Genomic DNA, 17,993 nt, shown 5'->3' with positions numbered 1-17,993 from the left:
TCGGCGAACCGGTGCCGGCCCTCTCATGGCCCGCCGGGCGCGGTCCGACTTGACCCCGAGGAGACACCGTGGCCTTTTCCGCTCAGCAGTCCATCCCGCACCCGCCGTCGGCCGTGGCGGCCGCCCTGGCGTCCGAGGACTTCCACCGTTCCGTGGTCGAGTCCTTCGGCGGCTCCCTGGTCTCGTTCTCCGTGGAGGGCTCCCCGGAGGGCCCGATGACCGTCACCGCCGTGCGCTCCCTGCCCGCGGACCGCATCCCGGACCGTGTCCCGGACATGGCCCGCAAGCTCATCGGCTCCGCCCTCCAGGTGGAGCAGGTGGAGCGCTGGGACGCGCCCGCCGCGGACGGCTCCCGCGCCGGCACCACCACCATCACCGTGCCCTCCGCCAAGGCGACGGCGGACGGCGCCCTCCGCCTGACCGCCGCCGGTGAGGGTTCCCAGTTCTCCGTGGACGGCACCCTCGTCTGCCGGATTCCGCTGGTGGGCTCGAAGCTCGCCGCGAAGGCCGAGCCGATGGTCGGCAAGGTCGTCGATCGTCAGGCCCGGGCGCTGTCCTCGTGGCTCGAGCGTGACGGCGGAGCAGCGCGCGGTTGATCTCGTTCCCCCGTCGCCCGGCGCCGACGAGCCCGTCTCCGCCTGCCCAGCGGGGGCGCCGGGCCCTCCCCTCGCCGGACGCCGTGCTCATCGTGTGCACCGGCAACGTGTGCCGATCGGCCTATGCGAGCCGGGCCCTGCAGGGACGGCTGGCGGCTCTGGTCCCCGGCCGGGTGGAGGTCGGCAGCGCCGGCTCCCAGCCGAACCAGGCCCTGACGGTGCCCCCGCCGCTCGTGCGGCTCGGCGCCGAGGCCGGTGTCGCCGGCCTCGCGGACCATCGGCCCGCCGCGTTGCAGCCGTTCATGGTCGCGGAGGCGGATCTCGTGTTGGCGGCGGCTCAGGAGCACATGCGCTTCGCGCTGCGGGAGGTGCCGCAGGCCGTCGCGCGGGTGTTCACCGTACTGGAGCTCGCGGCGCTGGTCCGCATCTTGGACGCGCGGGACGGACGGGACTGGATCCCCGCGGGCCGAGGAGTGCGTGCCTTCGCGGCGGAGGCGGCCCGCCACCGGGCCCTCGCGCGGTCGACCGCCCAGCCCCTCGACGTCGTGGACCCGTTCCGCGGACCGGTGGAGGGGTACGCGGAGATGATCCGGATCATGGATCCCGCGCTGGAGACCATCGCGGATGCCCTGGCCCGTGCCGTGACCCCGACCCCCTGAGCGTGGGGCTGCACCCCCGTCGAGGATGTCGCGGGGCGGGAGGTCAGTGGAACGCCTGCTGGGCGGGCTCGAGCCCGTCCGTGACGAGCTTCTCGACGGCGTCCGCCGCACGGTCCACGTGCAGGGGCAGGACGTCCTGCTCGGGCTTGGTGAAGGGGCGCAGCACGAAGTCGGCCACGTCCATGCGGCCCGGGGGCCGGCCGATGCCGACGCGCACGCGGGCGTAGTCCTTCGTGCCCAGCGAGGCGGTGATGGACTTCAGGCCGTTGTGGCCGCCCTCTCCCCCGCCGCGCTTGAGGCGCAGGGTGTCGAACGGGATGTCCAGCTCGTCATGGACCACCACGAGGTCCTCGGGGCCGATCCCGTAGAAGGACGCCAGCGCGGAGACGGGGCGTCCGGAGACGTTCATGTAGCCGGTGGACTTCGCGAGCACGACCCGCGGTCCCCCGATGCCGAGGCGACCCGTGGCCACCACGGCGCCGGCCCGGTGGCGGGTGAACCCGACCCCCATGCGGGAGGCGAGCTCATCCGCCACCATCTGGCCGACGTTGTGACGGGTGCGCTCGTACTCGGGCCCGGGATTGCCGAGCCCGACGATGAGCGTGGTCCCCGTCGTCATGGCGTGATCAGTCCTCGGAGCCCTCGGACTCGCCCTCGGCAGACTCGGCGGCCTGCTCCTCCTGCACGGACTCGTCGCCGAGGTCCTGCTCGACGACCTCGTTGACGGTGGCGATGACGATGTCGTCCTCGAGCTGCAGGGTGGCGCCGGCCGGGACCTGCACGTCCGGGGCGTACACGTGGTCGCCGGCCTCGCGGCCCTCGACGGAGATGGTGACGGCCTCGGGCAGGTCGGTGGCGTCGGCCTCGACCGGCACGGTGGCGTAGTCCAGCACGTACTCGGTGCCGGGGGCGACCTCGCCCTCGACCTGCACGGTGACCTCGACGATGACCTTCTCGCCGCGGCGGACCTCGATGAGGTCCAGGTGGTCCACGGTGTCCTTGATGGCGTGGCGCTGGATGTCCTTGGGCAGGACCAGGTGCTCCTCGCCGGCCTCATTCACGACGGTCAGCAGGGCGTTGGGGTTGCGGACGGCCAGGGTGGTCTCCTGGGCCGGCAGCAGCAGGTGCACGGGCTCCTGGCCGTGGCCGTAGACGACGGCGGGGATCAGGCCGGCGCGGCGGGCCTGGCGGGCGGCGCCCTTGCCGAAGTCGGTGCGGCGGGTGACCTTGATCTTGAGCTGGTCAGACATGATGCGTCCTCCTGTGGGGGTCTCGGCCGCGCTGCCGGGGGCGGCGCGGGATGCGGCCAGGAGGGGGCTTCAGTGCCGCAGCGGGTCAGCATGCTGACGCGCGGCGGCGGCCTCGTCGATCACGGAGCGCACGCTCCCTCGCCTGGGCAACCCGGACAGGATAGCACCGGTGGTGCTCGACGCGTTCAGCGGCCCGCGCGTCGGGACCGCTCGATGATGCGGTCCAGCTTGCGGCGGTGGGCCCGGTCCTTCGCGGGGGCGCCATGGTCCTCCTCGTCCTCCTGGGCGCTCAGCAGGAGTCCGCAACCGAGCACGATGGCGCCGAAGATCGTGATGAACACCTCCCCCAGCTGGAGCGAGGCCACGAGGATGATGAGGGCGGCCGCTTCGACGGCGACACGGGAAGGCGAGCGGTGCGTCCGGGCGAAGGGCCGAAGGCACAGCCAGAGGTAGGCGCCGACCACCACGATCAGGAACGGCCAGCCGCCCTCGACCAGGAGACCCAGGTAGGAGTTGTGGAAGAACATGGACACGTGGTCCAGGTCCACGAATGCCGTGGAGAGGCCCTGGCCGAAGAAGGACGTCTCCGCCACCTTCTCCACGGACGCCGCCTGGATCTGCGCCCGGAACCAGTCCGTGCCCGTGCGGTCGCCGAAGATCCCGAGGTCGGCCAGGTTCTCCTCGGCCCAGCTGACGAACCAGCCCATGACCACCACCAGTGCGATACGGAGGGCCCGCCCCAGGTAGGGGCTCACGAAGATCCATGCGACCGCGCAGAACAGCGCGGCCATCGAGGTCCGCGAGCCGGTGAGGAAGGTCAGGGCGGAGCCGGCGCCCAGCACGAGGAGCTTCGGGCCCATGCGCTGCAGGGTGGCCACGAGCAGCACGGGCAGGAGCGCGTAGAAGAGACCGGAGACGTTCTTGTCCCCCAGGAACCCGGTGAGGTAGCCGCCGTAGGTGTCCGGGACCAGGCCTGCGTAGAAGAGGGGCACGTTGATCAGTGCACCGGCCGTCATCCCGTAGAGGACGCCCTTGATGTCGATCCGCTCGCTGGCGATGGCGTAGATCAGCAGGATCAGGAGCGTGATCCTGGTGGCGCGACGCGTGGGATCAAGGTCGTTGTGCACGGTCACCGCGACGAGATACGCCACCAGGGCCAGCGCGACGAGGGCCAGCACGCCGTAATGCGAGAGGTCCCGGCGGGGCTGCCGGAACGAGGCCAGGAGCAGCAGAAGGATCGCGGAGAACTCCGCGAACGGGATCGGCAGGCCCGGAGCGGTGAACGCCTCCATCACCAGGCCGACCGCCAGTACGGCCTCGAACAGCCGCGGTGAGGCCGACGTGACCAGCGGGTTCCACGGAGAGCGGGTCCACGCGGCCTGACCGTCCGGGACGAGGCCGAGCGCGGCGTGGCCCCGGGCAGGCCGGGCCTCGGGTGGCGCGACGGCCCCCATGGCGCGGGCAGCCGTCCGGTCACGGGGCGTGCTCGGGCGCATGGTGCGGAACCTTTCGTGGACGCCGGGCAATACTCGGCTCAGCGTAGCGCGGTGGCGGGCCTCGTCCTCGGGGCCTCAGAGCGCACGGTAGGTGTTGGTACCGTGGACCTGTGCGTTTCCTGGCCACAACGGCCCGCGCATCCCCGTCCATGACCCCCGAGGTGCTCCGTGACGATCGTCGACTTCTTCCGCCTCCTGCGCGCCAACCTCCTGCTGCTCCTGGCAGCAGCCCTTGTGGGGGGTCTGTTGGGTTGGGGCTACTCCGCACTGCAGCCCCGGATCTACGCATCCGAATCTCAGGGGTTCCTCGCCGCCCGGGCTGCAGATCAGAGCCTCATCACCAGCAACCTGCCCGCCGAGAGCCGGGCTCAGGCCTACGTCGCCCTGATCAACAGCGAGGCCGTGCGTGAACGCGTGGCACAGGACACGGGGCAGGACGGCGACGGCTCGCTCTCCGCGGTGCTCGTCCCCGAGTCCAGCATGATCAAGGTGACCGCCACCTCGACCGATCCCGAGACCGCCGCGCAGCTGGCGAACAGTGCACTGCAGGCGACGGCGGACGTGGCGGCGGACGTGGACAAGAACAGCCCGCTGGAGGTCGTGCCGCTGTCCGATGCCCGCGTGCCCTCTGCCCCCGTGAGCCCTGACACCCGGCGCAACGTCCTCGTGGGCGCGGTGGCCGGACTGGGTGCGGGACTCGCCATCGCCGTGCTCCGTCGTCTCCTGGACGTGAAGGTGCGCAGCCGCGCCGACGTGAAGGAGATCACCGGCGCCGGCGTGATCGGCGCCGTCCCGGAGAACGAGTCCCTGACCCGCACGGGCGAGGAGGCCATGGACCTCGACCCCCGGGCCGGCGAGGCCATCCGGGCGCTGCGCACCAACCTCAAGTTCGTCTCCGTCGACGAGCCGCCCCGCGTCGTCTCGTTCACGAGCGCGGACCCCTCCGAGGGCAAGTCGACCGTCGCATCGAACCTGGCCCGCGCCCTGGCCCTGGCCGGCGAACGGGTGCTCGTGGTGGACGCCGACCTGCGGCGGCCCCGGCAGCACGACCTCTTCCAGGTGGCGGGCGACGTGGGCCTGTCCGAGGTGCTGGCCGGTGAGGTGCAGCCGGACGACGCCCTCGCGGCCACCGGAATCCCGAACCTCACGCTGCTCCCCGCCGGCCGGACGCCCCCGAACCCGTCGGAGCTGCTGGGCTCGAAGCGCATGCGGGCCCTGCTGAAGCTGGCATCGGAGGACTTCTTCGTCATCGTCGACTCCCCTCCCCTGCTGCCCGTCACGGACGGCTCCCTCCTGGCCACGGCCGTGGACGGGACTGTGCTCGTGGTGCGTCAGGGGCGGACCCGCAAGGACCACCTGGAGGCGGCTGTGGAGAACCTCGCCGCGGTGGACGCGCATCTGATAGGCGTCGTGATGAACGGCGTCGCGCGCTCCCAGCGCGGCGGCGGCTACTCCTATGGCTACGGGTACGAGAGCACGTACCACAAGTCCCACGAGAAGTACCTCTCGAGCGTCGGTTCGTCCGCGAAGAAGGGGCGGCGTTCACGCCGCAAGGCCCGCGCGCGCAGCTGATCGCCCCCACGCACGAAGCCCCCGCCGGAACCGGCGGGGGCTTCGTCGTGCGAGACGCGGTCAGCGCCTCAGGTACGTCCGCAGGCGTTCGCGCTGATCCGGGGCGGTGTAGCCGACGGCGGCCAGGGGCCCGAGGTCGAGGGCGCTGTTCGTCGGCCGCGGTGCCACGCCCTCCTTGCCGGCCATGTACGCGGCGGTGGTCGTGGCGGAGACGCGCCCGGCGTCGTGGCCGGTGTCCTCGAAGACCCACCGGGCGACGTCGTGCCAGGTGACCACGTCGCCGCTGTTGGTCATGTGGAACGTGCCCGTGGGCGCGTCCGTGGTGACCAGGTGCAGCAGGGCGTCGGCGAGGTCGTCGGCGAAGGTGAGGCGGCCGTGCTGGTCGGCGACGACGGCCGGGTCGATCCCGCACTCGGCGAGGGAGGCCATGGTGGCCACGAAGTTCTTCCCCTCCCCGATCACCCAGGAGGTGCGGACGATCCAGTGCCGCGCCACGGTGCGCACCGCGGCCTCGCCGGCGGCCTTCGACTGGCCGTAGACGCCCAGCGGCGCGAGCGGGTGGTCCACCGGGTGCTCCTGCCCCACGGGGAGGGCACCGTCGAACACGTAGTCCGTGGAGACGTGCGCCAGGGGCACGCCGGCCTCGGCGCAGCGGCGGGCGAGCTCGGCGACGGCGGCCGCGTTGACGGCCCAGGCCTGGGCCCGGCCCTCGGGCGTCTCGGCGGCGTCCACCGCGGTCATGGCGGACGCGTTGACCACGGCGCGCAGGCCGCGGAAGTGCTCCCGCGGCCACGAGGCCGGATCGGTCATGTCCCACGTGTCGCGTCCGTGGGCCTCCACGGGGATGCCCGCCACCTCGGCCCGGGTCACGAGGGCACGGCCGAGCTGCCCGCCGGCGCCGACCACCAGGATCGGGGCGGGCGGCATGGGAGTGACGTCCGCGAGCATCGGGTGGGCGCGGTCCTTGTCCGAGAGCGCGGCGTCCTCGAGCGGGATGGGCCAGGCGATGGCCGCCGTCGGGTCCGCGAGGTTGAGGAACGTGTACTGGCCCTGCGCGTCGGCGGACCAGTGGTCGTTGACCAGGTACGTGTAGGCGGTGTCCGGCTCGAGCGTCTGGTAAGAGTTGCCCACCCCGCGCGGCACGAAGACGGCCTTCTCCGGGCCGAGCTCCACGGTGGCGACGGCGCCGAAGGACGGCCCTTCGCGCAGGTCCACCCAGGCGCCGAAGATCCGGCCGTGGGCGACGGCCACGTACTTGTCCCACGGTTCGGCGTGGATGCCGCGGGTGGTGCCGACGGCGTCGTTGAAGGAGATGTTGTTCTGCACCGGGGCGAGCGAGGCGAGGCGGGGGTGCTCGGCGGCGAGGGCGCGGATCTTCTCGCGCTGCCAGTTCTCCTTGAACCAGCCGCGGTTGTCCCCGTGGACGTCGAGGTCGAGGACGAGCAGGCCGGGGATGGCGGTCTCGGTGATGCGCATCAGTGGTGCCCCCCTCACTGGCCCTGGGCGCGGTACGTGGCCTCGACGGCGTCCTTGGCCGGGCGCCACCAGGCCTCGTTCTCGCGGTACCAGCGGACCGTGTCCGCCAGACCGGCGCGGATGTCCGTGAACTGCGGCTCCCAGCCGAGCTCGGTGCGCAGGGCGGTGTTGTCGATCGCGTAGCGCAGGTCGTGGCCCGGGCGGTCGGCGACGAGGTCGTAGTCGTCCGCGGGGCGGTCGAAGAGCTCGAGGAGGATCTTCACGATCTCCCTGTTGTTCCTCTCGCCGTCCGAACCGATCAGGTACGTGCGGCCGATCTCGCCGCGTTCGAGGATGCGCAGCACGGCCGAGGAGTGGTCCTCCGTGTGGATCCAGTCCCGGACGTTGACGCCCTGGCCGTAGAGGCGGGGGCGGACGCCGTCGATCAGGTTGGTGATCTGGCGCGGGATGAACTTCTCGATGTGCTGGTACGGGCCGTAGTTGTTGGAGCAGTTGCTCAGCGTGGCCTGCACGCCGAAGGAGCGGACCCACGCGCGCACCAGGTGGTCCGAGCCGGCCTTCGAGGCCGAGTAGGGGCTGGAGGGGTTGTACGGGGTGGACTCGGTGAACTTCGCCGGATCGTCCAGCTCGAGGTCGCCGTAGACCTCGTCCGTGGACACGTGGTGGAACCGCTTGCCGTGCTTGCGAACCGCTTCCAGGAGGACGAAGGTCCCGACGATGTTCGTCTGGATGAACGGGGAGGGATCGTTCAGCGAATTATCGTTGTGGGACTCGGCCGCGTAGTGCACGACGGCGTCCGACTCGGCGACCAGGCGGTCCACCAGGGCCGCGTCGCAGATGTCCCCGACCTCGAGAGTGACGCGATCCTCGGGCAGGCCGGCGAGGTTCTCCCGGTTGCCAGCGTAGGTCAGCTTGTCCAGGACGACGACGTCGTGCCCGGTCTCGCGGACGACGTGGTGGACGAAGTTCGAACCGATGAACCCGGCGCCGCCGGTGACGAGGAGGTGCATGGGGTCACACTATCGGGAGCGCTTCAGCTCACCCACCGTCGTCTGGCCGGGCGATGCCGGTCCGTGCGGGCCGGACGACGCCTCTGGCCGAGAAGATCCCACTAGTCTGGCAAGAGGTCTCAGGACACACCCAGTCGACGATGGAGGGCCATGTTCGAGTCACCGCGGCTGTCGATCATCATTCCCTGCCACCGCAGCGGACAGCCCCTGAAGGACCAGATCACGGCTCTGCTGCGTCAAACCGATGCGCCGCCGAGGGAAATCCTGCTGTGCGACAACGGAGGAAATGCGTGGCTGCGATCCTATGTCGCCGCTCTCCGGCCCCTGCCTGATGGCGTGACCGTCCGCGTGGTCGACGCCGAGGAACATCGCGGTGCGGCCTTCGCCCGAAACCGTGGCATCAGCGAGGCGTCGGCCGACAGACTCGCGTTCTGCGACGACGACGACGTCGTCCACCCTGACTGGTGTCGTCTCGCCCACGAGTTTCTGGACGACTTCCCAGTCGTGACGGGAGGCGTGGTGGTCAAGGACGACGCGGCCGTCGCTGACAAGTCTTTGGAGCAGAAGCTCGAGATGCTGGCCGCCGAAACCGTGCCGGTCCCTCCACGCCCTGCAGGGCGGGGGTCGATGGGGCCGGCCCTCATGGGCGGGAATTTCGCCGCCCGACGGGACGTCCTGCTAGCCGTCGGGGGGTTCGATGCGGCCCTCGTCCGCGGTGGCGAGGACAACGACCTGGCCTTCCGCCTCAACCGCGCCGGCGTGCCGATCACGGACTGCGGAGCCATGAGCATCATCTACGCCCGACCCTCCGCATGGCGTGACCGCGTCCGCACGCAGGCCCGGGCGGGACGTTCACTTGCGGAGGCCACTTCGGCGCGGGACGCGTGGCATGCGGTGCCTGAATTGAGCTCCGCACCGACCACAGAACTGGCCCGCGCGGGCGCGGCTGCGGCCGCTATGGCCGCTGGGCTGAAGGCCCGCGACTGGCCTGGCGCGGTCGATCGCGTGGCGACGGCTTGGGGACTCGTCGACGGGTGGACGCGCCATCGAGTCTTCCGGCGACAGACTGAACCACGAATCGGTCTGGGACTGGGCTCCTCGGAGCGCCCACACAACCCGGGCACGACCGTTCTGGTGGTCGCCTATAACCACGCTCCCTACGTCATCGAGACCCTGGAGAGCATTCGACAGCAGACCGTCCCTCCGGTCCGGGTGCTGATAGCCGATGACGCATCGCCAGGAGATGACACTGCCCAGGTGATCCGGCGCTGGCTCGCTGACGCCCCGTCGTCGTTCGAGTTCCATCCCAATGCCATCAATATAGGGCTGAACCTGACCCTCAACCGGCTGCTATCCCAGGTGGACACCGAATTCGTCACCTACATCGCGGGTGACGACACCATGCGCGAGGATCGGATCGCGATCCACGAGGATCTCCTGCGGGCCGCTCCAGATGATGTCGTTCTTGCCTACAGCGACGCAGTGGTGATCGACGAGAACTCCTCGGTGCTCCACCCGTCCTCGCGAGTCGAGTTCCCTTGGCCAGACGAGCCACGGCGCAGCGAGGACACCCTCGCCTGTCTCATCGGGTCCAACTGGATTCCGGCGGCGTCGTTCTTCATGCGCACAGCTGTTCTTCGCGAGGAGGGCGGCTACGCCGAGGACCTCTTCTACGAGGACTTCGAGCTCCTCACCCGTCTGGCGGCGCGATATGGCTTCACCTACACGGAGGAGCCCCTCGTTGCCGTCAGGCGCCTGGCAACCTCTCTGGGCGCAGTGGGGTTCGCGCATGACAGTCCCCGTTTTGTCCGGTCCATGTTCGCGGCCTTGCGCAATGCGGAGCACGGCACATCGGCGGCGGCCCGAGGACTTGCGCGATCACATCGGTGGGAGCTGACCAAGCGGGCTGCACGTATCGGCATGCCATTGCGCGAGGTGTTGGCAATGTTCCAGGACAGCTGGCGTGGCGCAGCGACGCCTGCCCACGCGGCCGTCCACCTTGCTCGAATGCTCGGGCAGCGAGTGGGCAGCTGAGGGCCCGAGCCTCTCCGGGGCAGGCCCCCAGGGTGGGCAGTGCCGCTTAGAGCAGAGTGGGGCCGATGTGCTGGAGCAGGTGGTCAGCGCGACGCTGGGTTGTCGTTTCGAAATCGTTTGCCGCCACGAGGTCGAGACCTGCCTGCCGTGCACGAAGGAGAGCCTCGGGGTCATCGATGAGAGATCGCAGAATCTCCACCATGCCGTCGATGTCTCCCCTCGGCACCGCCCAGCCCACGCCATGGCGCCGCACAAGCGGGCTCAGCGTGGCGTTTGCGAAGCCGAGCACCGGTGCACCTGACCCCAGGGACTCGAAGTAGGTACAGGACGGGTCGCCCTGGAGGTGGGGCAGAAGCATAAGGTCGACGGTGTCCCGTACGTCGTTCAGCCACTCGGTACGGTAGTCACGGAATCCACGGAACTGGACCCAGCCTTCCGCGCGGTCCTGCAGCGTCTCGCGCATTGGCCCGGTCCCCAGAAAGGCCATCTCTACCGGCAGACCCGCCCGGCGTGCCCGATGGGCAACTTCGAGAGCGTACTCAGGGCCCTTGATCGGGTCCAGTCGACCGGAGAAGGCCATGCGAAGAGGACCCTCGCCGTCCCATGCCGGAACGGCGCGCGCGGCTGCGGCGTCTGCGGCGTAGATCCGATGGTCCATGAAGGCCAGCGCGGTGGCCGACTGCTTACCATAGGCCCGGAAGGCAGCAGGTCCGTTGCACTGAAGTGATCTCGCTTTCCGAGCCTGTCTGCGTAACCCGGCCTCGACACGAAGAAGTCCGACCGCTGCACGAGCGAGCGGGATTCCGGAGGACGTCGCACGGTGGATGGCGAGACGGATGCCGTAGTCCACCTCGGCCGTCAGCACTGCGGGCGTACGGACTTCGGTCACCCCTCTCCAATGGGGTGCCAAGAGACCCAGCGTCAGGTCCAGGCCCAGGGAATCGATCTCAGCCGGGACGGGCTGAGCTTTGACGATGTCGAAACCCAGACTGTCGACGTCTGCAGTCGCGTAGGCCAGTGGGAGCGGCTCGGGGATGTCGTTCACCGCAGGTGCGAGGACGATGACCCGTCCTGGCCAACTGCGAGCCAGCTCAGTCAGGCCCGAGAATCCGCGCGCTTCCATGGCAACCAGGCCACCGGAAGAGAGGATCGGACCGGGTAGCACGTATCCGAGCCGGGGGCCCGATGAAGACGGAACATCGAGACCGAGAGACATCAGGCGCTTCCCTCCCCGTACCGGTCCCCGGGCACGGCGAGCCATTCCGGCAAGAGGAGTGCGGACTCAGAGTACGGATAATGGCGTCCAAAGAACAGCGGCGCTACGACCCTGCGCGGCCGCTGCCCGGGGGGTCGAGAGGAGGCGAGGTAACCACCCCAGTACGAAAATGTAGAATTCGCCAGAATCAGATTCTCCGCGCTCGAGACCTGGGCCAGGTCTTGGAACATGTCATGTGGCGAAGGCATCACCCTGACATCGCCGCCTGCAAAGAGGTCCGACAGATGGGTCACGCACCAGTCGGGATCGTCGGAGACGAAGACCACCGGCGCCCCTCCCGGGGAGTCGATCTCTTCGATCGCCGCCCGCACGAACTCGCGAACGTCGAATCCGTAATGACGTCGGAATTCTGGGTTGCTGTAGTAGTCGCCGCGCCGCACGTTCACCACCGTGGCCCCCGGCGTGACGGAGCCCCAGCGCTCGCTGAAAGCCGACCCGTGGAGGAGCATATCCCGGCAGAACTGCTTCAGGTCCGGGTAGAGGAAATCCACATTGATCTCGTGGCCCCATTCCACGGTCCGTGGCTGGAAGAAGGAAACCTTGTCCTCCGTCACCGTCAGTTCGCGGAGTCGCGGGAATTCCTGGAGCCACGGTTCCATTTTGGGCTTGTACCTCACAAGCCAACTCACCCCGGTGGACCGTTGACGAGCCCACGCGGTCACCCACAGGAAGAGAAAATTCCCACCGTTCATGGGTTCATTTCCCCAGATCACGTATGGCTGGCGCCGGCGGATCGGAGCCATACCGCGTGCGATGGCATCTCTGACGACTTGCTGCACAGGGTGATCATATCCGGCTTCTGCTTAAGCTGAGGCGATCTTGTGCATTCACCGTGCGTGCCACTCAGACAGGAACCTCTGCTCCCGATAGCATCACAGCATGAAGGGCATCATCCTCGCCGGGGGCACCGGCTCCCGCCTGCACCCGATCACCCACGGCATCTCGAAGCAGCTGGTCCCCGTTTACGACAAGCCGATGATCTACTACCCGCTCTCCACGCTGATCCTGGCGGGGATCAGCGACATCCTGGTGATCACTACCCCGCACGACGCAGAGCAGTTCCAGCGCCTCCTGGGCGACGGCTCCCAGTTCGGGATCTCGCTCAACTACGTTCAGCAGCCATCCCCCGACGGCCTGGCACAGGCTTTCATCCTCGGTGAGGACCACATCGGCGACGAGCATGTCGCGCTCGTCCTGGGGGACAACATCTTCTACGGCCCGGGCATGGGCCAGCAGCTGCGCCGTCACACTGAGGTCGACGGCGCCACCGTGTTCGGTTACTGGGTCGCCGACCCGACGGCCTACGGCGTTGTGGAGTTCGACACCGAGGGGAAGGCCGTATCCCTCGAGGAGAAGCCGGCCCACCCCAAGTCGAACTACGCCGTCCCGGGGCTCTACTTCTACGACAACGACGTTGTCGAGATTGCCAGGAGTTTGAAGCCCTCAGCCCGCGGCGAGCTGGAGATCACGGACGTGAACCGCACCTACCTCGCGCGCGGCGCCCTGAACGTCGAAGTCCTCCCCCGCGGGACGGCGTGGCTCGACACCGGCACTTTCCACGACCTCAACGACGCGTCCAACTTCATTCGCACGGTCGAGTCCCGCCAGGGACTCAAGGTCGGTTCTCCTGAGGAAGTGGCGTGGCGCCAGGGGCTCCTTACAGATGAGCAGCTTCAGGAACGAGCCCAGCCACTGGTGAAATCCGGCTACGGCCGCTATCTGCTCGACCTGCTCAACACCGCAAGATGAGCATGGAAACCGTCGTGCGCGCACGAGGACATCACACCGACGCCGTCATCGTGACGGCCCTGATCGTGGCCCTTGTGGTCCTCCCCGCGATTGTTGCAGGCACCGCCGGTGCGCTCTGGATTCCTCACAACGACTCGTGGGCTCATTCACGGATCGCCGCTTCGTTTGCCGAGACCGGCCGGGTGCATCTCGTCGGATTCAACCGGGCCTCGATGGTCGGGATGATGGTGCCCCTAGGTTCGCTTGCGTCCAGCGTCGTCGGCCAGCATGTGTTCGTGATGCTCTGCGGAGCCGCCATGATCGGCTTCTCTTACGGCACGGCGCGACGGGTTCTGCCGAGGGGCCGCTCGTTGCTGGTCGCGGCGTTGGTCGGAGTAGCTCCAGGCTTTGCACTGCTGTCGACGTCCTACATGACTGATGTCCCGATGATGGCGGGCATTGCGGGTGGTCTGTACTTCGGTGCCCGCTACCTCGACGGCGGCGGCGTCCTCAACCTCATCGGGAGCATGGCGTTTGGGCTGTGGGCGACCACGGTTCGAGAGCAGGGCCTGGCAGCAGTGGCGGCGGTCGCGGTGACCGCCTGGCTCGTTCGACGGGACAGACGGCGCGTCATTTTCGTCGCCTCCCTCGTCACGCTGGTCGCTATCGCCGCCTTCGAGGTCTGGCGTCGGTCACAGCCAGGTGACGATCCGCCCATGGTCGATCCCACAGTTGGAGGCGCGGTGCGGGCCCTCGCAATGGGGGTCATGACCTTGATGTTCGTGTGTTCTCCGGCGGTCCTACTCGGCGCCTCAAAGCCGCGCTCCGCCGCGGCCTGGTCTTTCGGCACGGCAGGTGCCCTCACTACGGCAGGGCTAGTGTTCCTCCTCGGGCGGGGCGCCCTGCTGGGAAATTACCTGGCCGCCGACGGCGCCTACATGGCCATGTCCCACGGCGCACGTGACACGGTGCCGGGCTGGCTTCTCTGGTGCGCCGCAGGGCTGGCGATCCTCGCCGGCACCACGGTGGCGGCCCTGTGTGGCGATGTCGTGGCGCGTGCACGTCGTCGCCCAGGCCGTCCATGGCGACCGGCTGGTCAACCCGTCGTCCTGCTCATGGCCTCGTTCTTGCTGATCTACCTCGCGGGCATCACAGTGCAGACGTTCTCGGGCCAGGCGATGTTCGAGCGGTATCTCTACCCGCTCATCGTGCCCCTGAGTGTGCTGGTGCTTCGGGCCACACGGACCCGGGCGGCCCAGAGGGCCGCCGCCGCGACGGCCGCCCTCATCGTCGTGGCCTCCACTGCCCTGGTGACTCTTCATACGTGGTCGAGCACGGGCGTCGTGTGGCAGGCGGCGGAGGAGCTCGTGGCGGAGGGGCTGGCGCCGCAGGACGTGGACGCCGGATTCGCCTGGGTAGGGCTGCACTCGAACGTGGGCGTAGCAGAAGATCCGGCTCGATCAGACGTCGTCGGCGGGTGGGCTGCACTCTTCTCCGACTCGCGTCAGTGCGCCGTCGTGTCCATGGGAGACCCCGTGGCAGCCACGGAACCCGTTCGGACGATCACCTACACGAAGTACCTGTTCTTCGGACAGGACCGTGTGGTCATCGAGCGCCTGGACCCCTGCCGCTGACGACGGCGCGGACCAAGCGGTCGCGGACTCTCGCGCCGACCGCTTCCCAGGTCAGGCGCGCTGCGTGCTGTGATGCGCGGCGCCCCGCCTCCTTGGCCACAGCCGGGTCCGCCAGACGCAGCATGGCTTCACTGACCCCCCCTGGGTCTGACGGATCCACGACGATCCCACCGTCGCCGATCATGTCTGAGGCCCCGCCCACAGTGGTCCCGATGGAGGGAATGCCCATGCGGCCGGCCTCCGCGTACACGATGCCTGCGGGCTCGAGTCGGCTGGGCACGACGAGACACGTGGCTTCGGCGAAGAGGCGTCCCAGTCGCTGTTGCGCCGCCGGCTCTGAGATGGGCAGGAGCCCGTGCACCACGACCCCGTCAGCATCGATGTTGGGGACACCCGCGCCGACCAGGTGGAGGAGGGCGTCGGGGTACAGGTCGCGCACCTGCGCAAAGGCCTTGACCACGGCGTCGCCGCGTTTACGTTCCCAGTCGTGGCCGACGAAGAGGAACCGCGGCGAACTCCAATCCTTGTCCGTGGAAGGCTGCCCCTCTCGATTGACGCCCAGCCCCGTCACCGTGATCCACTCGCGAGGAATTCCGTAGTCGTCACTGATGGAGTCAGCGACCCAGGATGTAGCCGCGAAACAGATGCCCGCCTTCTCGTAGACGCTCTGCTGCAGGCGCCGTCGTCCGTCGACGAGAGCTGGCGGCAGGTCAGGAAACGGGCCCCACGCGTGCTCGACCGCCTGGGCGATCGTCATATCCTCGAAAGTGGCGAGTCGTCGGTGGTGAACTCGGTAGCCCGTGCCGATCTGGAGGACGGCGTCCACATGGCGGGGAACGCGGTACAGTGCAGTCAGCTCCACCAGGCGGGCGTAGGCAGCACTCTCACGGCCAAGCGTCAGCAACTCGTCGGCCGTCGGGCGAAGCCGTTGTGCCGTCACCCGAGTCCAGACTCGAGCGGCAGTGGACGGCGGGGTCAGGTCCACCGGCACCACCCGGACTCCCGCCGCCTCGAGGCCCCGGATGAGACCCGCCGGAGTGCCAGACCAAGACTGGGGGTCAGTCGGGTCCCCCGGGTATGTGACGGCTACGGTGAGTGTCACCCCGGGATCGTTGGCTCGCATGTGGCCATTACACCAGACGCCGAGGGATGCTCATCGCTGTCCCGCAATTCGCGGCAGATTCGTGAGCGCATTGCGAATTCGTTGGCTGAACTCCACTTCGGAAAACTGCTCGGCGTGCGCCTGCATCGCCGCCCGGTCCCAGTCATGAGCCAGCAGACGTTCCACCCCTCCGGCCACCGCATCCACCGTCGGCTCCTCCACGAACACCCCGTTGACGCCGTCCACGACGGTGTCCAGGTAACCGCCGGCCCGTAGCGCCACGGTGGGCACGCCCCACGCGCTCGCCTCGAGCGGGGTGATGCCGAAGTCCTCGTGGCTCGCTGCGATCAGTGCCGTCGCGTGCGCGTACGCCCAGCGCAGCTGCGCGTCGGTGAGGTCCTGGCCAAACACCACGTCCTCCCCCGCCATCGCGCGCAGCCGTGCCTCCTCCGGGCCCTTGCCGATCACCACGAGCGGCCGCCCCGCGCGGGCCGCAGCCTCGATGGCCACATCCACGTGCTTGTACGGCATGAGCCGCGCGACCGAGAGCAGGAAACCGTCCTCCGCCAGCCGCTCGGCGCCGGGGATCGGCGCCTGCGGGCCCTCCGTGCTCACGGAGTGCGGCGGGAACACGAGGTCCACGCCGTCGAGCCCGTAGACGTCTTCGATCCGCTCCTTCACCACCGTGGAGTTGGCCACATAGCGTGATCGACGCCGGACGGACGCGCGGTCCCACCTGCGCAGACCCGGGCGCAGCACGCGGGCGATCCGGCCCTTGATGCTGTCCCGGCCGCCCTCGCCCAGGTAGTCGTCCAGCAGGTACACCCAACGCGCCGGGGTGTGGCAGTAGACGAGCGTGGCGCCGTTGTAACGGAATCCATGCGCCCAGCCGGAGGTCGAGACGACGGCGACCGACTCCTTCACGTGCATCAGTGAGGAGGCCAGGGGCAGCAGCGGCAGTGCCCTCCGCGGGTCCTTCCGCAGCAGCCCGACCCGGTTCAGGGGCGAGGTGACGATGTGCGCGTCCTTGAACTCGGGGAACGTGCCCTCCGGGTCGTAGAACGTCGTGTAGATGGGCGCGTCCGGCCACATCCGGTGCAGGGCGAGCACCACCCGCTCCGCCCCGCCCTTCTGGGTGAGGTAGTCGTGGGCGATGGCGATCCGGCCGCGCGTCGTGTCGGTCATGGTGCTCCCCTCAGAACTGCCGGCGGGCACGCCCCGGCCGGGTGCGTCCGGTCTCCGCGGCGGCTTCGACCTGCAACGCGATCAGTTTTCGTGCAATCGGCGCCGGCAACACGGCAGCGGCACGCTCGACGACGGCGGAGCTGCACCGGATCGTGCGCTCCGTGCTCAGAGCGGCCACCGCCCGCACGGCGGCCCCCCACGGCCCGCCCGGGGCGCGGTCCCCGCCGAGTGCGTCCGCCCCGTGCTTGGCGATGAAGATCTGCCGGGCGGACCCGGAATGCAGAGCCCGGCGCGCCTTGGTGTAGGTGGTGACCGCCGCCGCGTGGTGACGGGTCTCCAGCTCCGGCCGGATCTCCACCGGATACCCGGCGGCATGGAGGCGGTAGCCGAAGTCCACGTCCTCCCAGCCATAGCGGCGGTAGTCCGGGTCGTAGCCGCCGAGCTCCGCATGGAGGGTGCGGGGGACGGACACGTTGCCCGCCCAGTGCCGCCACTGCTGCTCTGCCGTAAGGGCATAGGCATGGCGACGGTGCGCTTCGTCCTGGGCGTCACCGTAGACGCGCTGATAGGCGGAGTCCGGGAGGACATTGGCCGTCAATCCGATCACGCCGCCATGCCCGCCCGCGTGCGCGGCCACGTGGTCCCGGATGTAGTGGGGTCCGGGCTCCAGATCGTCGTCGGTGCGGATGAGGATGCGGCCGGACGTCGCGTCGGCACCTGCGTTGAGCGCGGCGACCCGTCCGCGGTTCTCGGGGAAGACGGTCCAGCTCAGGTCCAGGCCCGGGTGTTCCGCGGCCAACTGCGCGAGCACCGCTTCCGACCCGTCCACATCCCCGTCCACGACCACGTGGACCTCGAACGGCGGGGCGCCCTCCTGCGCGGCGAGGGCGCCGGCCAGGCGCGGCAACCGCTGGGCGCCGCCCCGGCTGGGGACGATCACGCTGGCCTCGGGGGTCAGGGGCGTCTCGGTCATGA

16 protein-coding genes are annotated in these 17,993 nt (G+C 69.3%); 6 read left to right on the top strand and 10 right to left on the bottom strand.

Annotation, left to right across the window (positions count from 1 at the left end; translation table 11 throughout):
• The first annotated feature begins 68 nt into the window (after positions 1-68).
• Together CITRIK5_RS01260 and CITRIK5_RS01255 are read left to right on the top strand one after the other, a co-directional pair.
• Complete coding sequence (locus tag CITRIK5_RS01260; protein ID WP_060973880.1) at positions 69-596, top strand: DUF2505 domain-containing protein; 528 nt, start codon at positions 69-71, stop codon at positions 594-596.
• An 83-nt stretch (positions 597-679) separates the two neighbouring features.
• On the top strand, positions 680-1,255 hold the full coding sequence (locus tag CITRIK5_RS01255; RefSeq protein WP_060973881.1) for a low molecular weight phosphatase family protein: 576 nt from the start codon (positions 680-682) through the stop codon (positions 1,253-1,255).
• 43 nt (positions 1,256-1,298) lie between these two features.
• On the opposite strand, the gene pth is transcribed toward CITRIK5_RS01255, so the two are convergent.
• From pth to CITRIK5_RS01240, 3 genes are all read right to left on the bottom strand, one after another.
• Entirely contained in the window at positions 1,299-1,874 is a 576-nt protein-coding gene (pth, locus tag CITRIK5_RS01250) for an aminoacyl-tRNA hydrolase (protein WP_010079281.1), read from the bottom strand.
• Positions 1,875-1,881: 7 nt separating this feature from the next.
• Positions 1,882-2,505: a 50S ribosomal protein L25/general stress protein Ctc gene (locus CITRIK5_RS01245; protein ID WP_060973882.1), complete on the bottom strand. Its 624-nt coding sequence runs from the start codon at positions 2,503-2,505 to the stop codon at positions 1,882-1,884.
• Positions 2,506-2,690: 185 nt separating this feature from the next.
• Positions 2,691-4,001 (bottom strand): O-antigen ligase, encoded by a 1,311-nt coding sequence (locus CITRIK5_RS01240; protein WP_230956221.1) that lies wholly within the window; start codon positions 3,999-4,001, stop codon positions 2,691-2,693.
• Between the two features lie 168 nt (positions 4,002-4,169).
• Here CITRIK5_RS01240 and CITRIK5_RS01235 point away from each other — a divergent pair, with 168 nt between their 5' ends.
• Positions 4,170-5,573 (top strand): polysaccharide biosynthesis tyrosine autokinase, encoded by a 1,404-nt coding sequence (locus CITRIK5_RS01235; protein WP_060973883.1) that lies wholly within the window; start codon positions 4,170-4,172, stop codon positions 5,571-5,573.
• 60 nt (positions 5,574-5,633) lie between these two features.
• On the opposite strand, the gene CITRIK5_RS01230 is transcribed toward CITRIK5_RS01235, so the two are convergent.
• Both CITRIK5_RS01230 and rfbB read right to left on the bottom strand, forming a co-directional pair.
• Complete coding sequence (locus CITRIK5_RS01230; protein ID WP_060973884.1) at positions 5,634-7,049, bottom strand: sugar nucleotide-binding protein; 1,416 nt, start codon at positions 7,047-7,049, stop codon at positions 5,634-5,636.
• Between the two features lie 14 nt (positions 7,050-7,063).
• Positions 7,064-8,059, bottom strand: coding sequence for a dTDP-glucose 4,6-dehydratase (gene rfbB / locus CITRIK5_RS01225; RefSeq protein ID WP_159832917.1), 996 nt, complete (start codon positions 8,057-8,059; stop codon positions 7,064-7,066).
• Positions 8,060-8,209: 150 nt separating this feature from the next.
• Between rfbB and CITRIK5_RS01220 the strand changes: the two genes are divergently transcribed.
• Positions 8,210-10,093, top strand: coding sequence for a glycosyltransferase family 2 protein (locus tag CITRIK5_RS01220; RefSeq protein ID WP_159832915.1), 1,884 nt, complete (start codon positions 8,210-8,212; stop codon positions 10,091-10,093).
• A gap of 46 nt (positions 10,094-10,139) precedes the next feature.
• On the opposite strand, the gene CITRIK5_RS01215 is transcribed toward CITRIK5_RS01220, so the two are convergent.
• The gene (locus tag CITRIK5_RS01215) at positions 10,140-11,309 is read right to left on the bottom strand and encodes a glycosyltransferase (protein ID WP_159832913.1); all 1,170 of its coding nucleotides are present in this window, start codon (positions 11,307-11,309) and stop codon (positions 10,140-10,142) included.
• Positions 11,309-11,968 carry an alpha-1,2-fucosyltransferase gene (locus CITRIK5_RS01210; protein ID WP_159832911.1) on the bottom strand — a complete coding sequence of 220 codons (660 nt, stop codon included), beginning with the start codon at positions 11,966-11,968 and terminating at the stop codon, positions 11,309-11,311. Before CITRIK5_RS01210 ends, CITRIK5_RS01215 begins: the two co-directional genes overlap by 1 nt.
• 280 nt (positions 11,969-12,248) lie before the next feature.
• Here CITRIK5_RS01210 and rfbA point away from each other — a divergent pair, with 280 nt between their 5' ends.
• Positions 12,249-13,118, top strand: coding sequence for a glucose-1-phosphate thymidylyltransferase RfbA (gene rfbA / locus CITRIK5_RS01205; protein WP_101967323.1), 870 nt, complete (start codon positions 12,249-12,251; stop codon positions 13,116-13,118).
• 2 nt (positions 13,119-13,120) lie between these two features.
• Positions 13,121-14,731: a glycosyltransferase family 39 protein gene (locus CITRIK5_RS01200; protein WP_036317381.1), complete on the top strand. Its 1,611-nt coding sequence runs from the start codon at positions 13,121-13,123 to the stop codon at positions 14,729-14,731.
• Here CITRIK5_RS01200 and CITRIK5_RS01195 read toward each other — a convergent pair.
• The 3 genes from CITRIK5_RS01195 to CITRIK5_RS01185 form a co-directional block, all read right to left on the bottom strand.
• Positions 14,703-15,593 (bottom strand): glycosyltransferase family 4 protein, encoded by an 891-nt coding sequence (locus tag CITRIK5_RS01195; protein ID WP_159832909.1) that lies wholly within the window; start codon positions 15,591-15,593, stop codon positions 14,703-14,705. The genes CITRIK5_RS01200 and CITRIK5_RS01195 overlap by 29 nt on opposite strands.
• 291 nt (positions 15,594-15,884) lie before the next feature.
• Entirely contained in the window at positions 15,885-17,018 is a 1,134-nt protein-coding gene (locus tag CITRIK5_RS01190; protein ID WP_159832907.1) for a glycosyltransferase, read from the bottom strand.
• 10 nt (positions 17,019-17,028) lie between these two features.
• Positions 17,029-17,991 (bottom strand): glycosyltransferase family 2 protein, encoded by a 963-nt coding sequence (locus CITRIK5_RS01185; protein ID WP_070709445.1) that lies wholly within the window; start codon positions 17,989-17,991, stop codon positions 17,029-17,031.
• Between the last annotated feature and the right edge of the window lie 2 nt (positions 17,992-17,993).

It is taken from the genome of Micrococcus sp. 116 (assembly GCF_902506395.1).
Classification (GTDB): domain Bacteria; phylum Actinomycetota; class Actinomycetes; order Actinomycetales; family Micrococcaceae; genus Micrococcus; species Micrococcus luteus.
The sequence above is the reverse complement of the archived record's forward strand: the minus strand, read 5'-3'. Positions and strand labels throughout refer to the sequence as shown.